Source organism: Celeribacter sp. SCSIO 80838 (assembly GCF_056498065.1).
Map to the genome: position 1 here is coordinate 917,158 of NZ_JAZKMA010000001.1, position 26,729 is coordinate 943,886.

Annotated in this window: 23 protein-coding genes; 13 read left to right on the plus strand and 10 right to left on the minus strand. The window is 58.6% G+C overall.

The window, feature by feature from the left end; genetic code table 11:
• Positions 1–10 precede the first annotated feature (10 nt).
• Together V1475_RS04480 and infB are read left to right on the plus strand one after the other, a co-directional pair.
• Positions 11–643, plus strand: coding sequence for an RNA-binding protein (locus tag V1475_RS04480; protein ID WP_479411799.1), 633 nt, complete (start codon positions 11–13; stop codon positions 641–643).
• Positions 640–3,168, plus strand: a complete 2,529-nt coding sequence (gene infB / locus V1475_RS04485) for a translation initiation factor IF-2 (RefSeq protein WP_479411800.1) — start codon at positions 640–642, stop codon at positions 3,166–3,168. Before V1475_RS04480 ends, infB begins: the two co-directional genes overlap by 4 nt.
• Before the next feature lie 88 nt (positions 3,169–3,256).
• Here the strand turns inward: infB and V1475_RS04490 are convergent, their stop codons facing one another.
• The 4 genes from V1475_RS04490 to V1475_RS04505 form a co-directional block, all read right to left on the minus strand.
• On the minus strand, positions 3,257–3,397 hold the full coding sequence (locus tag V1475_RS04490; protein ID WP_096806137.1) for a hypothetical protein: 141 nt from the start codon (positions 3,395–3,397) through the stop codon (positions 3,257–3,259).
• 155 nt (positions 3,398–3,552) lie between these two features.
• A complete protein-coding gene (gene mutT / locus V1475_RS04495; protein ID WP_434289714.1) occupies positions 3,553–3,951 on the minus strand; it encodes an 8-oxo-dGTP diphosphatase MutT in 399 nt (132 codons plus the stop codon).
• The gene (gene argJ / locus V1475_RS04500; RefSeq protein ID WP_479411801.1) at positions 3,948–5,195 is read right to left on the minus strand and encodes a bifunctional glutamate N-acetyltransferase/amino-acid acetyltransferase ArgJ; all 1,248 of its coding nucleotides are present in this window, start codon (positions 5,193–5,195) and stop codon (positions 3,948–3,950) included. Before argJ ends, mutT begins: the two co-directional genes overlap by 4 nt.
• 24 nt (positions 5,196–5,219) lie before the next feature.
• Positions 5,220–6,062, minus strand: a complete 843-nt coding sequence (locus V1475_RS04505; RefSeq protein WP_434289712.1) for a peptidylprolyl isomerase — start codon at positions 6,060–6,062, stop codon at positions 5,220–5,222.
• 180 nt (positions 6,063–6,242) lie between these two features.
• On the opposite strand from V1475_RS04505, the gene secA reads away from it, so the two are divergent.
• Complete coding sequence (secA, locus tag V1475_RS04510) at positions 6,243–8,945, plus strand: preprotein translocase subunit SecA (protein WP_479411802.1); 2,703 nt, start codon at positions 6,243–6,245, stop codon at positions 8,943–8,945.
• A 116-nt stretch (positions 8,946–9,061) separates the two neighbouring features.
• Positions 9,062–10,627 carry a substrate-binding domain-containing protein gene (locus tag V1475_RS04515; protein WP_479411803.1) on the plus strand — a complete coding sequence of 522 codons (1,566 nt, stop codon included), beginning with the start codon at positions 9,062–9,064 and terminating at the stop codon, positions 10,625–10,627.
• On the opposite strand, the gene radC is transcribed toward V1475_RS04515, so the two are convergent.
• The 3 genes from radC to dnaK form a co-directional block, all read right to left on the minus strand.
• Positions 10,618–11,385: a RadC family protein gene (radC, locus tag V1475_RS04520; protein WP_479411804.1), complete on the minus strand. Its 768-nt coding sequence runs from the start codon at positions 11,383–11,385 to the stop codon at positions 10,618–10,620. The two genes, V1475_RS04515 and radC, sit on opposite strands and share 10 nt — an antisense overlap.
• Positions 11,386–11,465: 80 nt before the next feature.
• The gene (gene dnaJ / locus V1475_RS04525; RefSeq protein ID WP_479411805.1) at positions 11,466–12,620 is read right to left on the minus strand and encodes a molecular chaperone DnaJ; all 1,155 of its coding nucleotides are present in this window, start codon (positions 12,618–12,620) and stop codon (positions 11,466–11,468) included.
• A 73-nt stretch (positions 12,621–12,693) separates the two neighbouring features.
• Positions 12,694–14,619 carry a molecular chaperone DnaK gene (gene dnaK / locus V1475_RS04530; protein ID WP_479411806.1) on the minus strand — a complete coding sequence of 642 codons (1,926 nt, stop codon included), beginning with the start codon at positions 14,617–14,619 and terminating at the stop codon, positions 12,694–12,696.
• A gap of 238 nt (positions 14,620–14,857) precedes the next feature.
• Here dnaK and V1475_RS04535 point away from each other — a divergent pair, with 238 nt between their 5' ends.
• Positions 14,858–15,454, plus strand: coding sequence for an alpha-ketoglutarate-dependent dioxygenase AlkB family protein (locus tag V1475_RS04535; RefSeq protein ID WP_479411807.1), 597 nt, complete (start codon positions 14,858–14,860; stop codon positions 15,452–15,454).
• A 5-nt stretch (positions 15,455–15,459) separates the two neighbouring features.
• On the opposite strand, the gene V1475_RS04540 is transcribed toward V1475_RS04535, so the two are convergent.
• Complete coding sequence (locus V1475_RS04540) at positions 15,460–16,275, minus strand: ABC transporter permease (protein WP_434289705.1); 816 nt, start codon at positions 16,273–16,275, stop codon at positions 15,460–15,462.
• A 129-nt stretch (positions 16,276–16,404) separates the two neighbouring features.
• On the opposite strand from V1475_RS04540, the gene cysQ reads away from it, so the two are divergent.
• The 8 genes from cysQ (at position 16,405) to V1475_RS04580 (ending at position 25,502) form a co-directional block, all read left to right on the plus strand.
• Positions 16,405–17,202, plus strand: a complete 798-nt coding sequence (cysQ, locus tag V1475_RS04545) for a 3'(2'),5'-bisphosphate nucleotidase CysQ (RefSeq protein WP_479411808.1) — start codon at positions 16,405–16,407, stop codon at positions 17,200–17,202.
• Positions 17,203–18,003 carry a 3-deoxy-manno-octulosonate cytidylyltransferase gene (locus V1475_RS04550; protein WP_434289703.1) on the plus strand — a complete coding sequence of 267 codons (801 nt, stop codon included), beginning with the start codon at positions 17,203–17,205 and terminating at the stop codon, positions 18,001–18,003.
• Between the two features lie 203 nt (positions 18,004–18,206).
• Positions 18,207–19,103: a UTP--glucose-1-phosphate uridylyltransferase gene (locus V1475_RS04555; protein ID WP_434289702.1), complete on the plus strand. Its 897-nt coding sequence runs from the start codon at positions 18,207–18,209 to the stop codon at positions 19,101–19,103.
• A 9-nt stretch (positions 19,104–19,112) separates the two neighbouring features.
• The gene (gene galE / locus V1475_RS04560; protein ID WP_434289701.1) at positions 19,113–20,099 is read left to right on the plus strand and encodes a UDP-glucose 4-epimerase GalE; all 987 of its coding nucleotides are present in this window, start codon (positions 19,113–19,115) and stop codon (positions 20,097–20,099) included.
• Positions 20,100–20,190: 91 nt separating this feature from the next.
• Entirely contained in the window at positions 20,191–21,213 is a 1,023-nt protein-coding gene (locus V1475_RS04565) for a glycosyltransferase family 2 protein (protein ID WP_479411809.1), read from the plus strand.
• Positions 21,214–21,378: 165 nt separating this feature from the next.
• Positions 21,379–22,365, plus strand: coding sequence for a glycosyltransferase family 2 protein (locus V1475_RS04570; protein WP_479411810.1), 987 nt, complete (start codon positions 21,379–21,381; stop codon positions 22,363–22,365).
• Positions 22,362–24,059 (plus strand): DUF5927 domain-containing protein, encoded by a 1,698-nt coding sequence (locus V1475_RS04575; protein WP_479411811.1) that lies wholly within the window; start codon positions 22,362–22,364, stop codon positions 24,057–24,059. Before V1475_RS04570 ends, V1475_RS04575 begins: the two co-directional genes overlap by 4 nt.
• A gap of 18 nt (positions 24,060–24,077) precedes the next feature.
• Positions 24,078–25,502 (plus strand): nodulation protein NodH, encoded by a 1,425-nt coding sequence (locus V1475_RS04580; RefSeq protein WP_479411812.1) that lies wholly within the window; start codon positions 24,078–24,080, stop codon positions 25,500–25,502.
• An 18-nt stretch (positions 25,503–25,520) separates the two neighbouring features.
• Here V1475_RS04580 and V1475_RS04585 read toward each other — a convergent pair whose 3' ends face one another.
• Together V1475_RS04585 and hpf are read right to left on the minus strand one after the other, a co-directional pair.
• Entirely contained in the window at positions 25,521–25,985 is a 465-nt protein-coding gene (locus V1475_RS04585; protein ID WP_479411813.1) for a PTS sugar transporter subunit IIA, read from the minus strand.
• A 42-nt stretch (positions 25,986–26,027) separates the two neighbouring features.
• Positions 26,028–26,603 (minus strand): ribosome hibernation-promoting factor, HPF/YfiA family, encoded by a 576-nt coding sequence (gene hpf / locus V1475_RS04590; protein ID WP_434289695.1) that lies wholly within the window; start codon positions 26,601–26,603, stop codon positions 26,028–26,030.
• Positions 26,604–26,729: the final 126 nt, after the last annotated feature.

Genomic DNA, 26,729 nt, shown 5'->3' on the forward strand with positions numbered 1-26,729 from the left:
AAGGTGAGCGATGAGCAGAGGCGGACACACGACAGTTAAAGATGAGGCGGAGCGGCGTTGCATCGTCACGCGCGAGGCAGAGCCGCGGCGTGGTCTCATCCGGTTCGTTGTGGCGCCTGACGGGCTCATCGTTCCCGATCTGGCCGAGAAACTGCCGGGCCGGGGCTTTTGGGTGAGCGCAGATCGTGCCGCTCTTGAAGAGGCTGTGAAGAAAAACCTCTTTGCAAAAGCCGCGCGTCAGCCGGTCACTGTGCCGGACGGGTTTGTCGACTTGCTGGAAGCGGGCTTGGGGGATCGGGTGGTGCATTTGATCTCACTCGCGCGAAAGGCGGGTCAGGCGGTCTGTGGATTTGAAAAGGTTAAAAGCTGGCTGGCGGACGGGCATGCGAAAGTGCTGCTTCAGGCGTCGGATGGCTCGGAACGCGGAAAAGGCAAACTTTGGACGCCCGAAGGCGGGCGTTGGTTCGGGCATTTGACCAGTTCCGAATTGGGTTTGGCTTTTGGCCGCGAAAGTGTGATACATGGCGCGCTCTCAGGTGGCGGACTCGCAAAACGTGTTGTAGAGGATGCCAACCGCCTTATGGGCGTGCGCGAGACAATCGGTGGAGAGGGCTCCACCGGGAAGGGTAAGACGACGAAATGAGCGATACAGACGGCAAGAAAACCCTCGGCCTTCGTGGCGGTTCCGGTTCGGTGAAGCAGAGCTTCTCGCACGGGCGTACGAAGAATGTCGTGGTGGAAACCAAACGCAAACGTGTCGTGGTGCCGAAGCCGGGTGCGTCCAAGTCGTCGGGCTCGGGCAACCCTGCGTTGGGCGATCCGTCGAAACGTCCGGCTGGCATTTCCGATGTGGAAATGGAGCGCCGGATGAAGGCACTTGCCGCTGCGAAAGCGGCAGAGGCCGAAGAGGCGAAAAAGCGCGAAGAAGAAGAGAAAGCCCGCGAAGAAGAGCGCGAGCGTCGTCGTCGTGAAATCGAGGAAAAGGCCCGCGAAGAGGCGGAGCGTGAAGCCGCGCTGAAAGCCAAGGAAGAAGAGGACGCCCGTGTGGCGCGTGAGGCCGAAGAGGCCAAGAAACGCGAAGCAGCGGCGAAATCCGCGGCTAAGAAACCGGCACCGGCTGCTCCTGCCGAGAAGACGGATGATCCGGCTGCCGCGCAGGCTGCGATACAGAAACAGGAACGTGGCGGACGCGTTGCGACCCCGGCGCGTGGGCGTGAAACCCGTGAGCCCGATGATCGGGGCGGGCGCAGTAAAGGCGACGACAATCGTCGTTCCGGCAAGTTGACCATCAAACAGGCGCTCGACGGTGGCGAAGGCGGGCGTCAGCGCTCGATGGCCGCGATGAAGCGCAAACAGGAACGTATGCGCCAGAAGGCGATGGGTGGGGCGGATTCGCGCGAGAAAATCGTGCGTGACGTGCAGGTTCCGGAAACCATCGTGGTCTCCGAACTGGCGAACCGCATGGCCGAGCGCGTGGCTGATGTTGTGAAATCGCTCATGAAAATGGGCATGATGGTCACGCAAAACCAGTCGATCGACGCCGACACGGCCGAGCTGATCGTCGAGGAATTCGGTCACCGTATCCAACGCGTGTCCGATGCCGACGTCGAGGATGTGATCCAGTCCGTCGATGATAAGGCGGAAGATCTGAAACCGCGTCCGCCGGTGATCACCATCATGGGCCACGTCGACCACGGGAAGACCTCCCTGCTCGATGCGATCCGTCATGCCAACGTGACCTCCGGCGAAGCGGGCGGGATTACCCAGCACATCGGCGCCTATCAGGTGACGACGGAGTCGGGTTCTGTGTTGACCTTCCTCGATACGCCGGGCCACGCCGCCTTTACCTCCATGCGCTCCCGCGGGGCGCAGGTGACGGACATCGTGGTTCTGGTTGTGGCGGCCGATGACTCGGTCATGCCGCAAACGGTCGAGGCGATTGCCCACGCCAAAGCGGCGAATGTGCCTATGATCGTGGCGATCAACAAATGCGACAAGCCGGGAGCGGACCCGTTGAAAGTGCGCACCGAACTTCTCCAACACGAGGTGATCGTGGAGGAAATGTCTGGTGAGGTGCAGGACGTTGAAGTGTCTGCCAAAACGGGCATGGGGCTCGACAATCTGCTCGAAGCCATCGCGCTTCAGGCTGAAATTCTTGAGCTCAAAGCCAACCCGGATCGTGCCGCAGAAGGTGCCGTGATCGAAGCTCAGCTCGACGTGGGGCGTGGTCCGGTTGCGACCGTTCTGATCCAGAAAGGTACGCTCAAACGTGGCGATATCTTCGTTGTGGGTGAGCAATGGGGTAAAGTCCGTGCGCTGGTCAACGACAAGGGCGACCGTGTCGATGAGGCCGGTCCGTCTGTGCCGGTCGAGGTGCTGGGTCTCAACGGGACGCCGGAAGCCGGTGACGTGCTCAACGTTGTTGAGACCGAGGCACAGGCCCGCGAGATCGCCGAATATCGGGAACAGGCCGCGAAAGACAAACGTGCTGCCGCCGGCGCCGCGACGACCCTCGATCAACTTTTGGCGAAAGCCAAAGCGGACGAGAACGTCAAGGAACTGCCGATCCTGGTCAAAGCCGACGTGCAAGGCTCTGCCGAAGCCATCGTTCAGGCGATGGAAAAAATCGGCAACGACGAGGTGCGTGTGCGCGTGCTCCACTATGGTGTGGGCGCGATCACCGAAACCGACATCGGTCTGGCCGAAGCCTCCGGCGCGCCGGTCATCGGCTTCAACGTTCGTGCCAATGCGCCCGCGCGCAATGCTGCGAACCAGAAGGGCGTGGAAATCCGCTATTACTCCGTGATCTACGATCTCGTGGATGACGTGAAAGCGGCCGCTTCCGGTCTTCTGTCCGCCGAGATCCGAGAAAACTTCATCGGCTATGCGCAGATCAAAGAGGTCTTCAAGGTCTCTGGCGTGGGCAAGGTGGCCGGTTGTCTCGTCACCGAAGGTGTGGCACGTCGCTCCGCCGGTGTCCGTCTGCTGCGCGACGATGTGGTGATCCACGAAGGCACTCTGAAAACGCTCAAGCGCTTCAAGGATGAGGTCAAAGAGGTTATTTCCGGTCAGGAATGCGGGATGGCCTTTGAGAATTACGATGATGTCCGTCCGAACGATGTCATCGAGATTTTCGAACGCGAAGAAGTGGAACGTCAGCTCGACTGAGTTGACGATCCCGCTCCGTGGGGCCAAAGCAAAAGGCGCGCTCGTTGAGCGCGCCTTTTTTGTGAAACTGTACCTGAATAAGGTGGGTTCAGGCGGCCTTGGTGTAGGACACGGGCTTGCCGACGAAAGTCTTGTCGCCGACGCGCACCTGAATTTTTCCGTTGTCGGTTTCGCCAACATAGCGACCCTGAACGGAAATGTACTTTCCAAGAGTGATCGAACGCATCATTGCTTTATCCCCAAGTTGAATGACGTTACCTGAGTTTTACATGATATGTGGTTCAAAATCATTTACAAATTTAAGACAATGGCCCCTATTAAGCATAAATGTTGTGCAAATTCGTGGATTTTTGAAAGAAAACGGCTTTTCTGCTTTGCAGCAATTCAAAGTAGGTCGCGAAGAATTGGAATCAGGGGAATATCAGCCGGCGGCATGGGGTAATCGCGCAGTTCCGAAGCTTTCGCCCATTTCAACACCTGTCCTTCGCGGGGGGTCGGAATTCCATTCCATTTGCGACAGGCAAACAGCGGCATCATCAGGTGAAAATCGTCGTAGCTGTGAGAGGCGAAAGTCAGCGGGGCGAGGCAGGAATTCCAGGTCTCAATCCCGAGCTCTTCGTGCAATTCACGCACCAAGGCCGCTTCCGGCGTTTCACCCGGCTCAACCTTGCCACCCGGAAATTCCCACAACCCGGCCAGGGATTTACCTTCGGGGCGTTGCGCCAAAAGCACGCGGCCCTCAACATCAATGAGGGCCACGGCAGAGACAAGAACCAGCTTCACGAGCGATAATCCGCGTTGATCGTGATGTAGCCATGGGTGAGATCGCAGGTCCAGACCGTCGCAGCCCCATTGTCGAGACCGAGATCGACGCGAATGACGATCTCGTCATTCTTCATATAGGCGGCCCCGGCCTCTTCAGAATAGGTGGGGGAGACCCAGCCGTTTTCCGCGACCAGAATATCGCCGAACCAGATGGTCAGACGATCGCGTTCAGCGCGTTCGCCGGATTTGCCGACGGCCATGACGATGCGACCCCAGTTTGGGTCCTCACCTGCCACGGCGGTTTTCACCAGCGGTGAATTGGCAATCGCCATGGCGACGCGATGCGCCGGACCGCTGGCATTGGCGCCCGTGACCTGCACTTCGATAAGTTTCGTGGCGCCCTCGCCGTCGCGGGCGATCTGGATCGCGAGATCCTTCATCACGGCATGCAGAGCTTCGCGGAAGGCATGGACGCGCGGATCGGCGAAATCGGTGATCAGGTCCATCCCGGATTTGCCCGTTGCAGCCACCAGAACCGTATCGGAGGTCGAGGTGTCGCCATCGACCGTCACGCAGTTGAAGGTCTTGGCATTGTCGAGCCAGAGGCATTGTTGCAGCACGTCACGGGTGATCGCGGCATCAGTGAAGATATAGCAAAGCATGGTTGCCATATCGGGCGCGATCATGCCGGAGCCTTTGGCAAAGCCCGCTATTTTGACATCGACACCGTTGAGCGACACGGTTTGCGTCGCGCCCTTGGGGAAGGTGTCGGTGGTCATGATCGCGCGCGCGGCCATTTCCATCGCGTTTTCATCGAGGGTGGCGTTCAGATCGCTGATCTTCGCCGTGATCCGTTCCCATTTGATCGGCTCGCCGATCACACCGGTCGAGGAGGTAAAGACGCGGTTCTGTTCGATCCCCATCTCTTCGGCGACGGCGGCGGTGATTTTCGCCACCGAGTCGAAGCCGCTCTTGCCGGTGAAGGCATTGGAGTTGCCGGAGTTTACGAGGATCGCCGCCTTGCCCGGAAGATCGAGACCGATCTTGTCCTGACAGTCGATCACCGCGGCGGAGCGGGTGGTCGAGCGGGTAAAGACACCGGCCACGGCCGTGCCCTCGCACAGTTCGGCCAGCATGACATCGGTCCGACCGGCGTAACGCACCCCGGCCTCGAGGGCGGCAAAACGCACCCCCTCGATCACGGGCAGGTCAGGAAAGCCCGCTTTCGGGGCAAGAGGAGAAACGTGATCAATCTTGGCCATGGTCGGCGATCCTCAAAGGTGACGTCAGTTTGCGAGCAGATCGTCCATCCGCAGGGCGGAGGGCTCAATGCCTTCGACCATCTCCACATCGCCCTCGGTTTCGAGCGAGTCGAGTTTCGCGCGGATGGCCTGTTCCTGAATATCGGCAGTCAGTTCGTCCTGAACGTCCTCGAGCGGCGGTACTTCGGCCAGTCGGGTTTCCATCAATTTGATAACGTGCCAGCCGAACTGGGTCTGAACCGGTTCGGAAATCGCGCCTTCCTCCATGTTCACCACGGCGTCCTCGAAGGGCGCGACCATCATGCCCTTGCCGAACCAACCGAGATCGCCACCGTTCGGACCCGACGGGCCGGTGGATTTCTCGCGGGCGAGATCGGCGAAATCGGCGCCGTTGTTCAGTTCTTCGATGATTGCTTTCGCCTCGTCCTCGGTTTCGACGAGAATATGCGCCGCATGATATTCGCGGCCCGGTTCGAATTCGGCGAATTTCGCGTCGTAGGCGGCCTTGAGCGCCTCGTCGGTCACAGCGGCATCGGCGATGGTTTCAAGAGCGTGACCCGCGATCAGAACGCGTTCCTCGTTGGCGAGCTGGTATTTCAGCGCGTCGGTGATGTCGCCGGCGGACTGTTTCAGCAGTTCCTGCTGCACGATCTGGTTCACGATACCATCAAAAAGCTGTGCATCGGGCAGGCTCTGGTACTGATCCGGCAGGGATTGACGCGCTGCAATGATGTTGCCGAGGGTGATTTCGACTCCGTTGACACGCGCAACCACGGTGTTTGCGGTCATATCTTCGGCAAATGAGGGTGCTGCCACACCGATTGCCACCGAAAACAGGGCTGCGGTGGCGGAAATGCGGTATTTCATCGAGAAAATCCTTCCTGTCGGCGCCATTCCGGGGCGCGACGTTGACACTCATGATATGGCCCCTTACATCGCGATAGGTCACTGAAGAGGAGCCTTTGCGCCTGTTTCTATGGGTTGTGAGGCAACGGGGCAATCCCTCCTCTCACACGATCCTGTCAGGACGCATCGAGCGGAGAAAATATGCTGGGCATCGGTACACTCGCGAAAAAGGTTTTCGGAACCCCCAATGATCGCAAGATCAAGGCGACCCGACCTCTCGTGGCCAAGATCAACGCGCTGGAGCCGGAGTTCGAGAAACTCGACGATGCGGGCCTGATCGCGAAAACGGAAGAATTCAAGAAACGGGTGGCCGAGGGCGAGAGCCTCGATGCGCTTTTGCCGGAGGCGTTTGCCAACTGTCGCGAGGCTGCGCGCCGTGCGCTTGGCCTGCGCGCCTTCGACACCCAGCTTATGGGCGGCATCTTCCTGCATCAGGGCAATATCGCCGAGATGAAGACCGGTGAGGGCAAGACGCTCGTCGCGACCTTCCCGTCCTATCTGAACGCCCTGACCGGCAAGGGCGTTCACGTGGTGACGGTCAACGAATACCTTGCCAAGCGCGACGCCGAATGGATGACGAATGTCTTCGAAGCGCTCGGCATGAGCTGTTCCTCGATCTATTCGAACCAGCCCGAAGCCGAGAAGCGCGCGGCCTATGCCTGCGACGTGACCTATGCGACGAACAACGAGCTGGGCTTCGATTACCTGCGCGACAACATGAAATCCGAGCTGAAGGACATGGTTCAGCGCGGGCATCATTTTGCCATCGTTGACGAGGTCGACTCGATCCTGATCGACGAGGCGAGGACGCCGCTGATCATTTCGGGTCCCTCGGACGACCGGTCCGAGCTTTACAAAGCTATCGACGCGCTGATCCCGGAACTGACCGAAGAGCATTACGAGATCGACGAGAAAACCCGTCAGGTGACCTTCACCGAAGAGGGCAACGAATATCTCGAAAAACGTCTGCATGAGGCCGGTTTCCTGCCGGAGGGTCAGACCCTGTACGATCCGGAAAGCACCACCATCGTGCACCACGTCAATCAGGGCCTGCGCGCGCACAAGCTGTTCCAGAACGGCGTGCATTACATCGTGCGCAACGGCGAGGCGATGCTGATCGACGAGTTCACCGGGCGCATGATGTCCGGGCGTCGTCTCTCCGAAGGTCTGCATCAGGCGATCGAGGCCAAGGAAGGGCTGGAAATCAAGCCCGAGAACATCACCATGGCTTCGGTGACCTTCCAGAACTATTTCCGTCTCTATGACAAGCTCTCCGGCATGACCGGGACGGCCGCGACCGAGGCCGAAGAGTTTATGGAGATCTACAAGCTGGGTGTGGTCGAAGTGCCGACCAACCGTCCGATTCAGCGGATCGACGAACACGACCGGGTGTATCGCACCGAGGCCGAAAAACTTGCGGCCGTGGTCGAGTCGATCAAGGAGGCGCACGAAAAGGGTCAGCCGGTTCTGGTCGGCACCACCTCCATCGAGAAATCAGAACAGCTGTCACAGCTCCTCACTCGTGAGGGTGTCACGCATAACGTGCTCAACGCCCGTCACCACGAACAGGAAGCGCAGATCGTTGCCGACGCCGGTAAATTCGGTGCGGTGACCATCGCCACCAACATGGCCGGGCGCGGCACCGACATCAAACTCGGCGGCAATGTCGAGATGTCCGTGATGGACGCCATCGCCGCCAACCCCGAGGCCGAACCTGATGAAATCCGTGCGCGGATCGAGGCGGAACATGCCGAAGAAGAAAAACGTGTGTTGGAGGCAGGCGGGCTTTACGTTCTGGCTACCGAACGCCACGAATCCCGTCGTATCGACAACCAGTTGCGCGGTCGGTCCGGGCGTCAGGGCGACCCGGGGCGTTCCTTGTTCTTCCTGTCGCTCGATGACGATCTGATGCGGATTTTCGGTTCCGAGCGTCTCGACAAGATGTTGTCGTCGCTTGGGATGAAAGAGGGGGAGGCCATCGTCCACCCCTGGGTCAACAAATCGCTCGAAAAGGCGCAGGCGAAGGTCGAGGGCCGCAACTTCGACATCCGTAAACAGCTTCTGAAATTCGACGACGTGATGAACGACCAACGCAAGGTGGTGTTCTCCCAGCGTCGCGACATCATGGAATCGGAGAACGTCAACGAGATCGTCGAGGACATGCGTCACGAGGTGATCGAGGATCTGGTGGAGGAGGCGATCCCGCCGAAATCCTACCCGGATCAGTGGGACATCGAGCGGCTGCACAAAAGCATTGCAGAGATGCTCAACATGGATCTGCCGGTCAAGGACTGGGCCGAGGAAGAGGGCGTCGATGACGAGGTGATCAGCGAGCGGATTTCCGAACTCTCCGACACCATGATGGCGGAGAAGGAAGCGGCTTTCGGCGCCGACCAGATGCGCCAGATCGAGAAACAGTTCTTGTTGAACACGATCGACAGCAAATGGCGTGAACATCTGCTGACGCTCGAGCATCTGCGCTCCGTGGTCGGCTTCCGTGGCTATGCCCAGCGTGATCCGCTCAACGAGTACAAGAACGAAAGCTTCCAGTTGTTCGAGAGCATGCTCGACAGCCTGCGCAGCGAAGTGACGCAAAAGCTCTCCCGTGTGCGTCCGATGACCGAGGAAGAGCGCAACGCCATGTTGCAACAGCTCATGGAGCAACAGGCGGCTCTCGCTGCCGGGGCAACGCCGCAGCCGGTGGACGAACCGGAAGAGGGGCACCCGAACGCCGTTCCGGGGTTCGACGAAAACGATCTTTCGACTTGGGGCAATCCGGGGCGCAACGATCTCTGCCCCTGTGGCTCGGGCAAGAAATTCAAACATTGCCACGGCGCCGTGTGATCCGGCGTCAGATCGAAAACGGGCCCGTGCGAAAGCGCGGGCCTTTTTCATTGCTTGTTGATTTCCCGGCGGCACGGTAGTTTTCGCCAATGGTTTCAAAGCGCAGAGGCTCGCCCATGTTGAAATTTTCCGTGCTCGGCCTCCTCGCCTGTCTGGTCATGTCACAGCCCGCCGCAGCGCAAGATGTGGATCTCCTGTCTCGTGACGGTTCGATTGCGATCAGCGGCACGTTTCTCAGTTTCGATGGTGAATTCTATCGGGTGGACACCGATCTGGGTGTGCTCACCGTCGACGGCTCCGGTGTGCGCTGTGAAGGGCCGGGGTGCCCCGATCTCGATGGCTATTATGCGCAGGTCCGGATGTCGGGTGATGCTCAGGGGACGCGCACGCTCCTGCCGGCGCTCGTAACCGCCTTCGCCATGCGCAATGGCTATGCGGTGGCTACGAGCACGCCCGAGCTGGGCCTGACCTCCATGATCCTGACCGATGCAGACAACGATCTGACGGTTGGCGAATTTCTCCTGTCCGACACGTCGAACTCCGAAGGTTTCGCCGATCTGGTGGCGGAGAACACCGACATCGTCCTGTCTCTGCGCAAGGTCGCGCCGAGCGAGATGGTTTTGGCCTTTGATGCAGGTGTAGGGGATCTCTCCGACCCGCTGAGGGCACGGGTCGTGGCCTTGGATGCGCTGATCCCGGTGGTGTCGCGTTCCAACCGGATCGAGCGGCTGTCGCTTGCCGATCTGGCGGGAATTTTCACGGGCAAGATCACCAATTGGCTGGAGATTGGCGGCGGCGATGCGCCGGTGGTGCCGCATCTGATGCGCGACGATCTGCAGGAGGGCAGTGAGTTTCGGCGGATGATTCTCGGGCGGGGTGTCGAGGTGCCGGAAGGGGTGGTGCAGTTGCATGACCGCTACGACGGACTTGTTGCGGCGGTGCAGCAGGACCCTTATGCCATCGGGCTTGGGCGCATGTCCGAGGGCGGTGCGGTCAAGGCTGTGGGTCTGAGCGGTGCTTGCGGCTTCGAGGCGGAGGCGATGCCCTCTGACATCAAGACCGAAGACTACCCGCTCACGCGTCCGGTTTTCCTCTATACTCCGGCGCGACGTTTGCCTGTTTTAGCGCGCGAATTTCTTGCTTTCGTGCGCTCGCCGGCGGCACAGATCGTTGTGGCGCGGACCGATTTCGTCGATCAGGGTGTCGATGAATTGTCGTTCCGCGATCAGGGGCGGCGCTTTGCCAATGCGATCACCCATGCCGGAGAAGAAGTATCGCTTCAGGACCTTCAGGACGTCACCGGCGCTTTGCAAGGGGCCAAACGCCTGACGCTTGGGTTCCGCTTCGAAGGGGGATCGACAACTTTGGACGCCCAGTCTCGCTCCAATGTGCATCTTTTGGCCGAACTTCTGGAGGCCGGTGTTTTCGAGGGACAATCCCTGACATTCGCAGGATTTTCCGACGGTCAGGGGGCTGCGGCTGTCAACAAAACGCTCTCGAAACGTCGTGCGGAAACGGTTCTGCGCGCGGTGCGTCAGGCCCTTGGTGAGGCCTATGAGCCAGCGTACATGATGATGACGGCAGAGGGCTATGGCGAAGCCATGCCGCTGGCCTGTGACGATATCGGTTGGGGGCGGTCGCTCAACCGCCGGGTCGAGGTTTGGGTCCGGGATCAGAGATAACCGGAGCCGCGAAAGCTCAGCTCGATAGATTTGCCGATGATCAGATGATCATGGAGCTGGATGTCCAGCGCCTCCGCCGCATCGCGGATCTGGTTCGTCATGCTGATGTCTGCATCCGAAGGCGTCGGATCGCCCGAGGGGTGATTGTGGACAAGGATCAGGGCGGAGGCATTCAGTTCCAGCGCCCGTTTGACCACCTCACGCGGATAGACCGGGACGTGATCGACCGTACCGCGCGCCTGTTCCTCATCGGCGATCAGGATGTTTTTGCGGTCGAGATAGAGCACGCGAAACTGTTCGGTTTCGCGATGCGCCATCGTCGTATGACAATAGTCGATGACCGCATCCCAGCTTGAAATCACAGGTCTCTGCATGACGCGGGCGCGGGCCAGACGATGGGCGGCCGCTTCGACGATCTTGAGTTCCTGCGCGACGGTCAGATCGATGCCTTCGACCTCAAGAAGACGCGGGATTGGGGCCGAGATGACACGGTTGTAATCGCCGAAATGGTCAATAAGCGAGCTGGCGATCGGTTTGACATCGGCGCGGGGCAGGGCGCGGTACAGGATGAGCTCAAGAAGCTCGTAATCCGGCATCGCCTGCGCGCCACCTTCAAAGAACCGCTCCTGCAAATGCTTGCGGTGGTTGCGCAAATAGCTGGGCGGGCGCGAGGGAAGGGCAACTGGCCGGGCCTCTTCGAGATCGAAGAGCCAGTCGGGCATTTCCCGAAATGCGGAAGGGGTCACGGGCGTTGTCATGACAGAAACCGTGCCCCGATTCGCTAAAAAAGGAGTTAACGGGCATTAAGAAAGGGCGCCGAAGCGCCCCTTCCATGATCTTAGCTGGTCATATCGTCCCAGAAATTCTTGACCTTCTTGAAGAAGGAGGAGCTTTCGGGATTGTTGTCCTCGGCGAGTTTTTCAAACTCCTGAAGCAGTTCTTTCTGCTTCGAGGTGAGATTCACAGGCGTCTCGACCGCAAGTTCGATGAACATGTCACCCTGCCCGCCACCGCGCAGCGCGGGCATCCCTTTGCCACGCAGGCGCATCTGGCGGCCAGATTGGCTGCCGGCCGGGATCTTCACTCGTGAGCGCCCGCCGTCAATGGTCGGAACCTCGATGTCGCCGCCAAGCGCCGCCGTGGCCATCGAGACCGGAACGGTACAATGCAGGTTCACGCCTTCGCGCTCGAAAATCGGATGCGGACGCACCTCGATGAAGATGTAAAGATCGCCCGTCGGACCGCCCCGCAGCCCCGCTTCGCCTTCGCCAGCGAGACGGATGCGCGTGCCGGTTTCGACACCCGCCGGGATGTTCACCGACAGAGAGCGCTCTTTCTCCACACGGCCCGCGCCGTGACAATCGGGGCAGGGATCCTTGATGATCTGACCCAGACCGCCACAGGCCGGACAGGTGCGTTCGACCGTGAAGAATCCCTGTTGCGCGCGGACCTTGCCCATGCCCGAACAGGACGGACAGGTTTGCGGTTCCGCACCATTCGCGGCACCCGTACCGTGACAGCTGTTGCACGCCACGGAGGTGGGAACGTTGATGGTCTTTTGCGCACCCTTATAGGCTTCTTCGAGCGTGACGCGCATGTCGTAACGCAGGTCCGAGCCGCGCTGAGCCCGCGACCGGGCCCCGCCACCGCGCGGACCACCCATAAAGTCGCCGAACAGGTCGTCGAAGACGTCGGAGAAGGCCGAGGCGAAATCGCCCTGACCGCCGCCGAACCCGCCACCGGGACGCCCGCCGCCCATGCCGCCCTGCTCGAAAGCGGCATGACCAAAGCGATCATAGGCGGCTTTCTTGTCGGGGTCCTTGAGCGTGTCGTAAGCCTCGTTCACTTCCTTGAACTTGGCTTCCGCATCGGGATTGTCCTTATTGCGGTCGGGGTGAAATTCCATCGCTTTCTTGCGATAGGCTTTCTTCAGCTCCGCGGCATCGGCGCCCTTGTTGACACCAAGCACCTCATAATAATCGCGTTTTGCCATGGATTTTACTCCTTCTGGAACGCGATGACCGGCCCGGATTTCCGGACCGGTCGATCGTGTCCGCGATTACGGTTTACGAACGTTTGTCGCTGTCGAGGTCTTCGAAGTCGGCGTCGACGATGTCGTCATCGACCGAAGACGGACCCATATCGACATCGTCCATGTCAGGCCCGGCGCCACCGGATTTCTCCTGCTCGGCCTTATAGATGGCCTCGCCGAGTTTCATGGCCGCGTCGGTTACGTTCTGGATGCCGGAACGGATTTTGTCCGGGTTCTCGGTTTCCAGCTGGTCCTTGAGTGCAGCGATGGCCAGTTCGATGGCTTCGATGGTGGTCGGGTCGACCTTGTCGCCATGCTCCTCGATCGATTTCTCGGTCGAGTGGATGAGGCTTTCGGCCTGGTTTTTCGCTTCGACCAGTTCCTTACGGGCCTTGTCGGCTTCGGCATTCGCCTCGGCGTCCTTGACCATCTTTTCGATGTCCTCGTCGGAGAGACCGCCGGAAGCCTGGATCGTGATCTTCTGTTCTTTGCCGGTGCCTTTGTCTTTGGCGCCCACTTCAACGATACCGTCGGCGTTGATGTCGAAGGTCACTTCGATCTGCGGCATGCCGCGCGGTGCCGGCGGGATGCCTTCGAGGTTGAACTGACCGAGCATCTTGTTGTCGGCGGCCATTTCGCGCTCACCCTGGAAGACGCGGAGCGTCACGGCGGACTGGTTGTCCTCGGCCGTGGAGAAGATCTGCGACTTTTTGGTCGGGATCGTCGTGTTGCGGTCGATCAGGCGGGTGAACACGCCGCCCAGCGTTTCGATGCCGAGAGACAGCGGGGTCACGTCTAGCAGCAGAACGTCTTTCACGTCACCTTGCAGAACACCGGCCTGAATGGCGGCACCCATGGCCACGACTTCGTCCGGGTTCACGCCCTTATGCGGCTCTTTGCCGAAGAACTTGGTCACCTCTTCGATGACTTTCGGCATACGGGTCATGCCCCCGACGAGCACGACTTCGTCGATGTCGGAGGTGGTGAGGCCCGCGTCTTTCAGAGCCGCTTTACACGGATCCATGGAGCGTTTGATCAGGTCGGACACAAGGCTTTCCAGTTTCGCCCGGGTCAGTTTGACCACGAGGTGAAGCGGGGTGCCAGAAGACGGGTCCATCGAGATGAACGGCTGGTTGATCTCGGTCTGGGACGAAGACGACAGCTCGATTTTGGCTTTTTCGGCAGCTTCTTTCAGACGCTGAAGCGCCATCTTGTCTTTGGTCAGATCGACGCCATGCTCTTTTTTGAACTCCTCGGCGAGGTAGTTCACGATGCGCATGTCGAAGTCTTCGCCACCGAGGAAGGTGTCGCCGTTGGTGGCCTGCACTTCGAACACGCCGTCACCCAGTTCGAGCACGGTCACGTCGAAAGTACCGCCGCCAAGGTCATAGACCGCGATGGTTTTGGTGTCGTCTTTGTCGAGGCCGTAAGCAAGCGCAGCCGCGGTCGGCTCGTTGATGATACGCAGCACTTCGAGGCCGGCGATCTTGCCCGCGTCTTTCGTGGCCTGACGCTGAGCGTCGTTGAAGTAGGCCGGAACGGTGATAACGGCTTGCGTCACTTCTTCACCGAGGTAGGACTCGGCGGTTTCTTTCATCTTGCCGAGAATGAAGGCAGAGATCTGCGACGGCGAATATTTGTCGCCGCGGACTTCAACCCATGCGTCGCCATTGCCGCCATCGACGATGGCGTAGGGCACGAGTTTCTTATCTTTTTCGACGGCTTCGTCGCCCATGCGACGGCCGATCAGACGTTTGACTGCGAAAACGGTGTTTTCGGGGTTGGTGACGGCCTGACGTTTGGCCGCTTGACCAACGAGGCGTTCACTGTCGGTGAAACCGACGATGGAGGGCGTGGTACGCGCCCCTTCTGAGTTCTCGATCACTCGCGGCTGCGAACCATCCATGATGGCAACGCAGGAGTTGGTGGTCCCGAGGTCGATACCGATGACTTTGGCCATGCTCAAAATCCTCTCTTAGGCGATGTTGTGACGTTGGGCCCGTTGCGGCACCCGCGGTCGATCCCAGTGATTTTGACCGGGCTGACAATCAGGTCTGATGACCAGTCCGATCAAGGCTTCTGGGCGTATATAAGGACGGGTTTTCGTGCCTGCAAGTTGTGCGAAGGGGTTGAGGTGTGGAAAAATCGAGTCATTTCCAGAGGAAGCGGGAGGAGATGTGAGGATGCAGGGGGCTGAGATGTTGAATTTGCGGGGGATGACGCTGTTTCGCGGGTTGATCGGGTCCGGTGCGCAACGTCAGCTTGTAGCGGCGCTGCGCGAAATCGTGCGTGAGGCACCCCTGTTTCATCCGGTGACGTCGTCAGGAAAACAGATGTCGGTGCGCATGACTTCGGCGGGGCGGTTCGGGTGGATTTCGGATCGGCAGGGTTACCGTTACAGCGAGAGGCATCCCGATGGCTTGGCCTGGCCTGCGATTCCTCGGATTGCGCTCGATATCTGGCGTGACGTGGCTGGCACGAAGCGAGAGCCGGAGAGTTGCCTGATCAACTTCTACGACGCAGGGGCGAAGATGGGGATGCATCAGGATCGTGACGAAGCGGATTTCGCTCAGCCGGTGGTGTCGATTTCGCTTGGGGATGAGGCGTTGTTTCGGGTTGGCAATCTGACCCGTGGTGGCAAGACCGAAAGTGTCTGGCTCAGTTCGGGCGATGTGCTTGTGATGGCCGGTGAGGCGCGTCTACTCTATCATGGCGTTGACCGTGTCAAAGCAGGAAGCAGTACGCTTTTGCCACGTGGCGGACGGATCAACCTGACGCTTCGGGTGGTGACCTGAAACGGTTAGCGGCTCCAGCTCAACGAGACGCGTTTACGGGTGAAAAATTCGGCCAGAAGTCCAATGGTCAGGAACACTAGGGAAAATACGACTGGATAGATGATCGAACTTTTGTGTGGATTGTAATTGACAAAGATAAAGCCCCGCGCCTGGTCGATGGTATGGAAGAGCGGGTTCCAGGAAAAGAACGCCAGCATATAGTTCGGCGTCTGGTTGGCGACGAACATCTTACCGGAGGTGATCATATTGGCGCGTGTATAGATCTGGATCAGGAGGCGGATGAGGCCCGGAGCCCATGGTCTGGCGGCCAGAAACACCATGCCGATCGCCGAACCCGAGGCCCATGCCAATAGCAGCATGCCGAACGCGCCAAGTATGTTTTCGAAAGTCACTGTGCCCCAGCCGAGCGAGTAGGCGCAGAGCACCGCGGTGATGGTCAGTACCTGAATATAGAGAGCGCTCAGAGCGGATGAGATGATGGCGATGGCTGTGTTCATCGGTGCGTGCTGCATCATCGGCGAGGTGGCGGTTTCGGACCCTGCAACGGCTGCGAGCGCCTTGTTGTGGGTTAGGAACAGGAAGATGCCGGACATGAGATAGAGCAGGAAATCCCCGCGAATGGCCGCGCTTCTGACGCCAAAGATGGTATACATGAACGAGAAGACGACAATCATCACCATCGCCTGCGAGATGCTGAGCAACAGGCCGATGATCGGGCTTCCATTGCTCTTACGTAAGTGGCGCACCGTGTTCACGAAGATCAGACGCAGGACCGTCAGAGCGGCGGAAAATCCGCTTTGGCTTCTCGAGTAGTGAAACATCGGTTTGGTCCTGTGTTGGAATCTTGCCTGTTCGACAGGGAATTCTTGCTGTTCCCATAAGCGCATAGCATAAGGTTCTTGCCGTTTTCTTTCAACGAAAACGAATGTGGTGACAGACAGGAGTAGGATATGGATTTCGACAAACTCGTCCCGGTGATGCGTCGGCTGGCCATTGAGGCCGGTGAGAAGATCATGGACATCTACAATGCGGACGATTTCGAGGTCAAAACCAAATCCGACGAGAGCCCTGTCACCGAGGCGGATGAAGCCGCCGATGCGCTGATCTCGGCCGGTCTGCGCGCCGCTTTTCCCGATGTGACGCTGATCACCGAAGAACAGGCGGCGTCGCATGATCTCAAGGCGGATACCTTCCTGATCGTCGATCCGCTCGACGGGACGAAAGAGTTCGTCAAGCGCCGGGGCGATTTTACGGTGAATATCGCCTATGTCGAAAAGGGTGTGCCGCTGCGCGGTGTGGTCTATGCGCCTGCGAAAGACCGGCTGTTCATCACGGATGCCTCCGGTCAGTCCTATGAGGAAATCGGGCCGTTTGTCGCAGACACGACCGGCGAGATGAAGAAAATCACGGTCTCGACGCCGGACAATGAGGCGCTGATGATCGTTGCGTCGAAATCGCACCGTGATCAGGCAACCGAAGACTACCTCGCCAAATACAAGGCGAAGGACAGCAAATCGGCGGGTTCGTCGCTCAAGTTCTGCTTGGTCGCCACCGGTGAGGCCGATCTTTACCCGCGTGTCGGGCGGACCATGGAATGGGATACCGCTGCGGGCCATGCTGTTTTGTTGGGCGCGGGGGGCGATGTCGTGCGGTTCGACGATCATACGCCTCTGACCTATGGCAAGCCGGATTATGCCAATCCGTTCTTCATCGCCTATGCGCCGGGTGTCGAGCTGAAAGACGCCTGAATGTCTGTCCTGATCGTTATCCCCGCCCGTTTCGCCTCAACCCGCTACCCGGGCAAGCCGCTTGTCGAGTTGACGGGGGCGACCGGAGAGAAAAAGTCGCTGATCCGTCGTAGCTGGGAGGCCGCAGTGGCTGCGAGCGGCGTGGACCGGGTTGTGGTGGCCACCGATGACGACCGTATTCGGGAGGCGTCGGAGGCTTTTGGCGCTGAGGTGGTGATGACCTCCGAATCCTGTGCCAATGGCACGGAACGTTGCGCGGAGGCGTTGGAAAACCTCGGTGGAGGCTATGATATCATCGTCAACCTGCAAGGCGATGCGCCACTGACGCCCGCGTGGTTCGTTGAGGATCTCGTGGCAGGTCTGCGAGCGCATCCGACCGCCGAAGTGGCGACTCCTGTCTTGCGCTGCGACGGGCGGGCGCTGAACGGGTTTCTTGAAGATCGTCGGGCGGGTCGGGTCGGTGGCACCACCGCTGTGTTCGGGTCGGATCACAAAGCGCTCTATTTCTCTAAGGAAGTGATTCCCTACACTTCCGAAACCTATGCGGATCTGGACGAGACCCCGGTGTTTCACCATGTGGGGGTTTATGCTTATCGTCCTTCGGCGCTGGGCGCTTATCCGAAATGGCCGATGGGGCCGCTCGAGCGTCTCGAGGGTCTTGAACAGCTGCGCTTTCTCGAGCGGGAGCGCCCGGTGCTCTGTGTCGAGGTGGAGGCGCGCGGGAGGCAGTTCTGGGAGCTGAACAACCCCGAGGATGTGCCGCGGATCGAGTCCATGCTGGCAGAGATGAACTTCGCCTGACGGTGCCCTGAAATAATTTTACGGGCAATAATTTGCCCAAAAAATACGTCGGCTTATCGGTCGGTGGCGGCTGGGGTTGCAAATCCGTAGCATTCCTGTGTGAATACATATGGATGATACTGACCCGCGGCCTTCGAGAGCGTAAGGTCAGAGCTGGTGAAAGCAATTTGATTGGCTCGTGAGTAAGAGCCGAAGGAGACAAAATGACACGCAAAGTGACCAAAGCGATTTTCCCGGTGGCTGGTCTTGGAACGCGGTTTTTGCCCGCAACCAAATCGATTCCGAAGGAAATCATGACCTTGGTCGATCGTCCCCTGATTCAATATGCGATCGACGAGGCGCGCGCCGCCGGGATTAAGGAATTCATCTTCGTCACCTCGCGCGGCAAGGGCGCGCTTGAGGATTATTTCGACCATTCTCCTATTCTTGAGCAGGAGCTGCGCCGGAAGGGCAAAGACAATCTTCTCGAAGTGCTCAAATCGACCAATATGGACAGCGGAGCCATTGCCTATATTCGTCAACACAAGGCCTTGGGGCTTGGCCATGCCGTGTGGTGCGCACGTCGCCTGCTGGACCCGAAGGAGCCCTTTGCGGTGATCCTGCCGGACGATGTGATCGCGGCGGAAAAACCCTGTCTCCAACAGATGGTCGAAGCTTATGAGGATCTCGGGGGCTCGATGGTGGCCGCGATGGAAGTGCCGACGGACAAGGTTTCCTCTTATGGTGTTCTCGATATCAAAGAGGACATGGGCGATACCGTGTCGGTAAAGGGCATGGTCGAAAAACCTGCGCCGGGGACGGAGCCGTCCAATCTGGCGGTGATCGGGCGTTATATCCTCGATCCTGCGGTGATGAAGAACCTCAACCAGATGAAATCCGGCGCCGGTGGTGAAATTCAGCTCACCGATGCGATCGCGGACGAGATCGCGACCGAGCGCGGTGTCTATGGCTACCGCTTCTCTGGACAGCGTTTCGATTGCGGCTCCAAGGCCGGGTTCCTTCAGGCGACGATTGCCTTTGGCCTGTCACGTGACGATCTGCGCGATGAGCTTCAGGAATACCTTGATGAACTTTCCGCCGTTCGTGCCGCTGCTCAGTAAGAGGCCGTAATGACCAGAAATGTGATCGTGACCGGTGGGGCGGGTTATATAGGCTCGCATGCCTGTAAGGCGCTGCGGGAGGCCGGTTATGTACCTGTAACCTTCGACAATCTGTCGACCGGTTGGGAAGATGCGGTGAAATTCGGCCCCTTCGAGCGGGGAGATCTTTTGGATCGTGCCCGTCTCGACGAGGTTTTCACTGCGTATCGTCCGGTTGCCGTCATGCATTTCGCCGCTTTTTCGCAGGTCGGCGAGAGCATGAAGGACCCGGGCAAATATTGGCGTAACAATGTCATCGGGTCCTTGACGCTGATCGAGGCGGCTGTCGCGGCGGGCTGTATGAATTTCGTCTTCTCCTCGACCTGTGCGACCTATGGTGACCAGGACAATGTGGTGTTGGACGAAGACTCTGTTCAGCTTCCGATCAATTCCTACGGCGCCTCGAAACGGGCGATCGAGGACATTCTGGAGAATTTCGAACAGGCTTACGGTCTCAAGTCGGTGATTTTCAGGTACTTCAACGTGGCGGGTGGTGATCCCGATGCCGAGGTGGGCGAATTCCACCAGCCCGAGACCCATCTCATCCCGCTGATGCTCGACGCGATTTCCGGTAAGCGTGCGGCGTTGACGATTTTCGGCACGGATTATGACACGCCCGACGGCACCTGTATCCGCGATTACGTCCATGTCTGCGATCTGGTGGACGCGCATGTTCTGGGTCTGAAATGGCTTGAGGATGGCAAGGGCAGCCGGGTGTTCAATCTCGGCACTGGCAAAGGGTTTTCCGTGCGTGAGGTGATCGATCACTCGCGGGCGGTGACCAACAAGGAAGTGCCTTATGTCGAGGGCGACCGGCGCGCCGGCGATTGTACCAAACTTGTGTCCGGGTCCGAGCGTGCGATCACGGAACTGGGTTGGCGACCGGATCGGTCGAATCTGGCGCAGATGATCGGCGATGCCTGGCGATGGCACCAAAACGGACATTATGAAAAATGACACACCACAGGGGCCATTTGGCTCCTTTGGTATATGCGGGTTTCCAGTTTCCCGACAAAGCGCGTAATCTCGTCCCGATCTCGGGGAAGAGGTGGATTTGAGCCGGGTTTGGCAAAGCTACAAGTTGCGGGTGATGCGGCGATATTTGCTGTGGCGGGCGTTTCGCGCCCGGCACAGATTGCGTGTCGTTCGGAATCGGACATCTGCCATCGGACCTGATACGATCCTCTGTGTCGCGGTCGTGCGCAACGAGTCGCAACGCCTGCCGTATTTTCTAGACCACCATCGCCGACTTGGTGTGAACCACTTTCTTTTTGTCGACAATGACAGCTCTGACGGTACGACACAGCTTTTGTCCGGCCAGCCGGACGTGTCGCTTTGGTCGACATCGGCCAGCTACAAGGCGGCGCGCTTCGGGCTGGATTGGACGACATGGCTTCAGATGAAATACGCGCATGGCAAATGGTGTCTGACCCTAGATGCCGATGAATTGCTGATTTACCCCTACCATGAGACCCGATCCTTGCCGGATTTGACCCGATATCTGGACAGTGTCGATGTCCGGGCCATGGGGGCGCTGATGCTCGAACTGTATCCGAAGGAAGGGATCAATGAGGTTGTGTATGCGCCGGATCAGGATCCCCTAGAGGTTCTGCGTTATTTCGATGCAGGCCCGTATCGCAGTGAGAGGCAGAAGCCGAAAAACAATCTCTGGGTCCAGGGCGGTGTTCGCGAGCGCGTTTTCTTTGCCCGGAATCGTCGACGTGGTCCGACACTTAACAAGCTGCCGCTTGTGAAGTGGCATTGGCGCTATGCCTATGTGAATTCGACTCATGCAATGCTGCCGCAGAAGCTGAATCTGGCCTATGACGGCCCGGGGCAGGTGCATTTGTCAGGCGTTCTTCTGCATACGAAATTCCTGTCGATCGTGGTTGAAAAATCCGCAGAAGAAAAAGAAAGGCGCCAGCATTTCGCCGATCCCGACCAGTTCGGCTCCTATTACGATGAGCTGATCGCGGGACCGACACTCTGGCATGGCGCTTCCGTAGCCTACGAGGATTGGTGGCAGCTGGAAAAACTTGGCTTGATGGCGCGGGGTGATTGGCGGGGCTGATGGAACAGTTTTGCCATTTAATATGAATTGTTTACGTTTTTGGCGTAAACACGTAGATTGAACCGCAAAAGACACGAATATGGCTCAGTCAGATGCGAAAGCCATGCCATATTCGATCCCGGGGAACATTAAGGCTGATCGGTGAGCAGGCTGTTGCAATATAGGATGCGGCTGAGGCGCAAACAGGCGCTCTGGCGGGCCTTTCGGGCGCGCCGGGAGCTTATGTTGATTCAGGACAACACCGCCCGCATTCGGTCGGACGATATTCTTGTGGTTTGCACCCTGCGCAATGAACGCATTCGTCTTCCGTATTTTCTCAAATATTACAGAGATATGGGGGTCAGTCATTTCCTGTTCGTCGACAATGACAGTGACGATGGCTCGCGCGAATTCCTTCTCGGGCAGGAAGATATCTCGATCTGGCACACCACGGCGAGTTATCGCAAATCGCTGTTCGGTGTGCATTGGATGAATTGGATCGCGCGAAAACATTGTCACGGGCATTGGACGCTCACCGTGGACGTGGACGAGTTTCTGGTCTTTCCGTTCTGCGACACCCGCCCGATCCCGGCGCTTACCGACTGGCTCGACAATTCCGGCCTCCGCAGTTTTTCGGCGATGCTGATCGACATGTATCCGAAAGGGCCGATCGACGCGCAGCCCTATCGTGAGGGGCAGAACCCGTTCGAGATTGCGGAATGGTTTGACAGCGGAAATTACATGATTTCGATGAACCCGGAGTATTACAATCTCTGGATTCAGGGGGGACCTCGTGCGCGGCTGTTCTTCAACGACGATCCGTTCAATGCGCCATCGCTGAACAAGATTCCGCTGGTTAAATGGCATCGCGATTATGCCTACATGCACTCGACCCATATGCTTTTGCCGCGGGGGCTCAATTTCGTCTATGAGACGCAAGGTGGGGAAAAGGCCTCCGGTGTGCTTTTGCATGCGAAGTTTCTCAACACCTTCGTGCAGAAGACCGAAGAAGAATTGCAGCGCCGTCAGCATTACGCCGGCTCGCGCGAATATCTCGCCTATCACAACCGGATCAAGGATGACCCGGAGCTGTGGTGCAACTGGTCGGAGAAATACATCAACTGGCGTCAGCTCGAAATTCTGGGCCTTATGTCCAAGGGGAACTGGGCATGACGGTCGGCTTCGTGATGTTGGTGCACACCGCGCTCGACCGGGCCGAGCAGGTGGCACGCCATTGGGCGACCCACGGCTGTCCAGTCGTGATCCATGTCGACCGGCGGGTGAAGAAAGAGATTTATCAACCCTTCGTCGACAGCCTCTCCGATCTGGACAATGTGCTGTTCTCCAAACGTCATGCCTGTGACTGGGGCACATGGTCCCTGGTGGCGGCATCTCAGGATGCCTCCGAATTGATGCTGTCGCGTTTTCCGGAGGCGCGACATGTCTACCTGTCCTCCGGAGCCTGCCTGCCGCTGCGTCCGGTTGAGGATCTGAAACGCTACCTCGCGGCGCGGCCGATGACGAATTTCATCGAAAGCGTGACGACCGAGGATGTGCCCTGGACCGTTGGAGGTCTCGATTCCGAGCGCTTCACTCTGCGTTTCCCGTTTTCGTGGAAAAAGCAGCGGCGGTTGTTCGACCGCTATGTCGCGCTTCAGCGCGGGATCGGATACAAGCGCAAGATCCCCGACGGGCTGGTGCCGCATCTGGGCTCGCAATGGTGGTGTCTGACGCGTCAGACCCTGTCTGCCATTCTCGAAGACCCGGATCGTAAGCTCTACGATGGCTATTTCAAAAAGGTCTGGATCCCGGACGAAAGCTATTACCAGACCCTCGTGCGGCTCTATTCGAACAATATCGAAAGCCGCTCCCTGACCCTGTCGAAATTCGACTATCAGGGCAAACCGCATATTTTCTACGACGACCACCTACAGCTTTTGCGGCGGTCCGATTGTTTCGTGGCGCGCAAGATCTGGCCCAAGGCGGAACGCCTCTACGCGACCTTCCTCAACCCGGACAGCAATCCGATGAAGGGGACCGAGCCCAACCCCGGCAAGATCGACCGGATTTTCTCCAAGGCGGTGGAGCGGCGTATCATGGGGCGCGAGGGGCTTTATATGCAGAGCCGGATGCCTGGGCACGGGAGAGGCCATGGCAAGACCAGCGCGCCTTATTCGGTGTTCGAAGGCTTCTCGGACCTGTTCGAGAATTTCGACGAATGGCTGTCGCGGGCAGTGAGTGCGCGCGTCCATGGTCATCTTTTTGCACCCGATGCGGTGGAATTCTCCGGCGGACAAAAGGTCTTTTCCGGGGCGCTCTCCAGCCATGCGACCCTGCGTGATTACAACCCCTGCGGCTTTCTCACGTCACTGATTTGGAATACCCGCGGCGAGCGGCAATGTTTCATGTACGGTCCGCGCGACAATCAGGCGATCAACTGGCTGATCGCCACCGACCCCAATGCGCAGATTTCCGTGATTTCTGGTGCCTGGGCGGTGGCCCTGTTCCGCTCGAACAAGAGCTTTTCGGAAATCCGACGTGAGGCCGCACGCCTGCAGAGGATCGAGGCGGAGCATCTCGAGATTCTGCGCTCTCAGCATATTAAGGCGCGGGTGCGGATCTGGACCATGGCGGATTTCATTGAGAGCCAGATGGAGCCCTTGCAGGCGATCATCGACGAGATCGGCCCGCGCAATGTCCGCCGTCTGACCGAGGCACCGCGAATGCGGGATTTGACGGGCTTCGGGCAATTCCTGCAAAATTTGAAGAACCAGGGGATGAAGCCGCATCTCATGGGCGATTTCCCGACGGGGTCCGAGCCCGACATGCGGGCGCGGGAACACAAGCGGCCCTATCTTGTAAAGTAACGCTGGTAAAACGAACACATGGCCAAGCCTTTCGATTATTTCGTGATTTTCGCCGAGATGCGGACCGGGTCCAATTTTCTCGAAGAAAACGTCAATTCCTATCCGGGGCTGAAATGCTGGGGCGAGGTGTTCAATCCGGCGTTTATCGGCAAGTCGAACCAAAAGGAAATGCTGGGTGTTTCGATGGTCATGCGGGAGGCCGATCCGATCGCGTTGCTTGGGCGGATGCAGGCGGAGACAGAGGGGCTTTCCGGCTTTCGGTTTTTCCACGATCACGACCCGCGCGTTCTGGCGCATGTGCTCAACGATCCGCGTTGCGCCAAGATCATCCTGACGCGCAATCCCTTGGAAAGCTATGTGTCGCGCAAGATCGCCGGGGCGACGGGGCAATGGCGGTTGGGCGACCTCAAGGACGCCAAATCCGCCAAGGTGCGATTTGAGAGGCGCGAGTTTCAGGAGATGCTCGACGCGCTGAAAGAGTTTCAGCTCTTCCTGCAACGGAGCTTGCAAACCACCGGTCAGACGGCATTTTACATCAATTACGAAGACATTCAGGACATCGAGGTTCTCAACGGTTTGGCGCATTTTCTTGGCGTCACCGAAGAGCGCGCGAAGACCAATCAAAAGACCAAGGTGCAGAACCCGGCGCGTCTTGAGGATAAGGTTTTGAACTACGCCGAAATGGTCTCAGACCTGTCGAACGTTGACCATTTCAACCTGTCGAACACGCCGAATTTTGAACCGCGTCGCCATCCGGCCGTGCCGACCTATGTGGCGGGTCAGTCCACATCCGTGCTTTATATGCCGGTCCGGAGCGGGCCTGAAGGCGCGGTGCGGGCGTGGATGGCCGCGCTCGACAAGGTGACGCCGGAGGAGCTGACAGAAGGGTTCACGCAGAAATCGCTGCGTCAGTGGAAACGCCAGAACAAGGGGCATCGCAGCTTCACGGTGATTTCTCACCCGGTTCAACGGCTACACCGGACGTTTTGCGAATATATTCTGAACGTTGGCGGACAAACCTATGGTGACATCCGCGAAACGCTGCGGGCGACCTATAAATTGCCTTTGCCCATCAGCGGCCCGGATGCGGGATATAGCCGGGATCAGCATCGCGAGGCCTTCATCAAATTTGCGGATTTCGTGCGCGGCAACCTCAACGGTCAAACGTCGATCCGTGTCGACGGCACATGGGCGTCGCAATCAGAGGTGATCAAGGGGTTTGCCGACTTTTCCCTGCCCGACATGGTGCTGCGCGAAGAAAATCTTGCCGAAAATCTCACTCATCTCGCCGGTGCGCTGGGCAAGCTGCCCCCTTTGGTCGAGGAGGAGACGCAGGATACGCCGATCACCCTCGCCGAGATTTACGACGACGAGGTCGAGGAGGCCGTGCGCACGGCCTATCAGCGGGATTACATGATGTTCGGGTTCAAGCCCTGGGGCTGAACTGGGGGGGGGGGGGGCTCAGGCGGCCTTGATCGCCGGTCCTTCGGTCAGAATGGCATGCAGCGTCGCCGGATCGTTGTTGGCGCGTAATTTCGCGCAGATGTCGCTGTCGCGCATGGTACGGGAGACGAGCGCCAGAGCCTTGAGATGATCGACGCCGGATTCCGCCGGGGCGAAGAGGGCAAAGACCAGATCGACCGGCTGGCGATCCACCGCGTCGAAATCCATCGGGCTCTCGAGACGCATGAAGGCGCCGACAACGCGCTCCAGACCTTCGATGCGGGCGTGAGGAAGCGCGATGCCATGGCCCACACCGGTCGGGCCAAGGCTTTCGCGGGCCTGAAGCGCATCGACCGTGCCGTTTTCCGACAGGCTGTATGCGCTTGCGGCGATCTCACCGAGATCCTGAAACAGACGCTTTTTGCTCGTCATTTTACCCACAACCTTGATGGCCTGCGGATCCAAGATCTTTGCGATATTCATTTGAAACTACCCGCCCCGACCCGTCGAGGCGGGCCGGTTTCATTATTTCGCGTTGTCGGGGTCGACCCAACCGATGTTGCCATCGGCACGGCGGTAGACCACGTTTACACCGTTCTTACCTTCTTTGTGGAACACAAGAACAGGGGCCCCGGCAAGCTCCATCTGCATCACCGCTTCGCCCACCGTCAGAGTCGGAATCTTGGTTTCCATCTCTGCGATGATCATTGGCTGCAGGGTTTCCGGTTCCTGATCCTCATCGTGTTCCGATGCGGCGAGGATATACTGAGAAGCGCCGAAAAGTTCAACAGGCTCGGTGCGCTCCTTGTGGTGATCTTTCAGGCGGCGTTTGTAACGACGCAGCTGTTTGTCCATTTTCTCGGCGCATTCGTCGAAGGCGGCATAGATTTCATGAGCCTTTGCGCTGGCTTGTGCGTTCAGGCCGGAGGACAGGTGCACCACGGCCTCGCAAACATATTCCGCCCCAGATTTGGAAAACACGACATTCGCGTCGGTCGGACGTTGTCCGTATTTGTCCAGGACGACGCCCAGCTCGGTTTTCACATGCGTTTGAAGCGATTCACCGATGTCGATTTGTTTTCCGCTGATTTGGTACCGCATAGATACCTCCTTCTTTGTTTGACCTACGCCTGAACGCCTCCTCCGGCGTGGATGCGAGGTCCTGGGTTTTTGTTGAAAGCGGGGTTACAATGCATGCGAATGAGGGGGAACCCGGACAATCTGTCG

Excerpts from the sequence above, each read along its gene's own strand:
- V1475_RS04480 (WP_479411799.1), top strand. The coding sequence starts at position 11 with ATGAGCAGAGGCGGACACACGACAGTTAAAGATGAGGCGGAGCGGCGT.
- infB (WP_479411800.1), top strand. The coding sequence starts at position 640 with ATGAGCGATACAGACGGCAAGAAAACCCTCGGCCTTCGTGGCGGTTCC.
- V1475_RS04490 (WP_096806137.1), bottom strand. The coding sequence starts at position 3,397 with ATGATGCGTTCGATCACTCTTGGAAAGTACATTTCCGTTCAGGGTCGC.
- argJ (WP_479411801.1), bottom strand. The coding sequence starts at position 5,195 with ATGGCCAAGATTGATCACGTTTCTCCTCTTGCCCCGAAAGCGGGCTTT.
- V1475_RS04505 (WP_434289712.1), bottom strand. The coding sequence starts at position 6,062 with ATGAAATACCGCATTTCCGCCACCGCAGCCCTGTTTTCGGTGGCAATC.
- secA (WP_479411802.1), top strand. The coding sequence starts at position 6,243 with ATGCTGGGCATCGGTACACTCGCGAAAAAGGTTTTCGGAACCCCCAAT.
- V1475_RS04515 (WP_479411803.1), top strand. The coding sequence starts at position 9,062 with ATGTTGAAATTTTCCGTGCTCGGCCTCCTCGCCTGTCTGGTCATGTCA.
- radC (WP_479411804.1), bottom strand. The coding sequence starts at position 11,385 with ATGACAACGCCCGTGACCCCTTCCGCATTTCGGGAAATGCCCGACTGG.
- dnaJ (WP_479411805.1), bottom strand. The coding sequence starts at position 12,620 with ATGGCAAAACGCGATTATTATGAGGTGCTTGGTGTCAACAAGGGCGCC.
- dnaK (WP_479411806.1), bottom strand. The coding sequence starts at position 14,619 with ATGGCCAAAGTCATCGGTATCGACCTCGGGACCACCAACTCCTGCGTT.
- V1475_RS04535 (WP_479411807.1), top strand. The coding sequence starts at position 14,858 with ATGTTGAATTTGCGGGGGATGACGCTGTTTCGCGGGTTGATCGGGTCC.
- V1475_RS04540 (WP_434289705.1), bottom strand. The coding sequence starts at position 16,275 with ATGTTTCACTACTCGAGAAGCCAAAGCGGATTTTCCGCCGCTCTGACG.
- cysQ (WP_479411808.1), top strand. The coding sequence starts at position 16,405 with ATGGATTTCGACAAACTCGTCCCGGTGATGCGTCGGCTGGCCATTGAG.
- V1475_RS04550 (WP_434289703.1), top strand. The coding sequence starts at position 17,203 with ATGTCTGTCCTGATCGTTATCCCCGCCCGTTTCGCCTCAACCCGCTAC.
- V1475_RS04555 (WP_434289702.1), top strand. The coding sequence starts at position 18,207 with ATGACACGCAAAGTGACCAAAGCGATTTTCCCGGTGGCTGGTCTTGGA.
- galE (WP_434289701.1), top strand. The coding sequence starts at position 19,113 with ATGACCAGAAATGTGATCGTGACCGGTGGGGCGGGTTATATAGGCTCG.
- V1475_RS04570 (WP_479411810.1), top strand. The coding sequence starts at position 21,379 with ATGCGGCTGAGGCGCAAACAGGCGCTCTGGCGGGCCTTTCGGGCGCGC.
- V1475_RS04575 (WP_479411811.1), top strand. The coding sequence starts at position 22,362 with ATGACGGTCGGCTTCGTGATGTTGGTGCACACCGCGCTCGACCGGGCC.
- V1475_RS04580 (WP_479411812.1), top strand. The coding sequence starts at position 24,078 with ATGGCCAAGCCTTTCGATTATTTCGTGATTTTCGCCGAGATGCGGACC.
- V1475_RS04585 (WP_479411813.1), bottom strand. The coding sequence starts at position 25,985 with ATGAATATCGCAAAGATCTTGGATCCGCAGGCCATCAAGGTTGTGGGT.
- hpf (WP_434289695.1), bottom strand. The coding sequence starts at position 26,603 with ATGCGGTACCAAATCAGCGGAAAACAAATCGACATCGGTGAATCGCTT.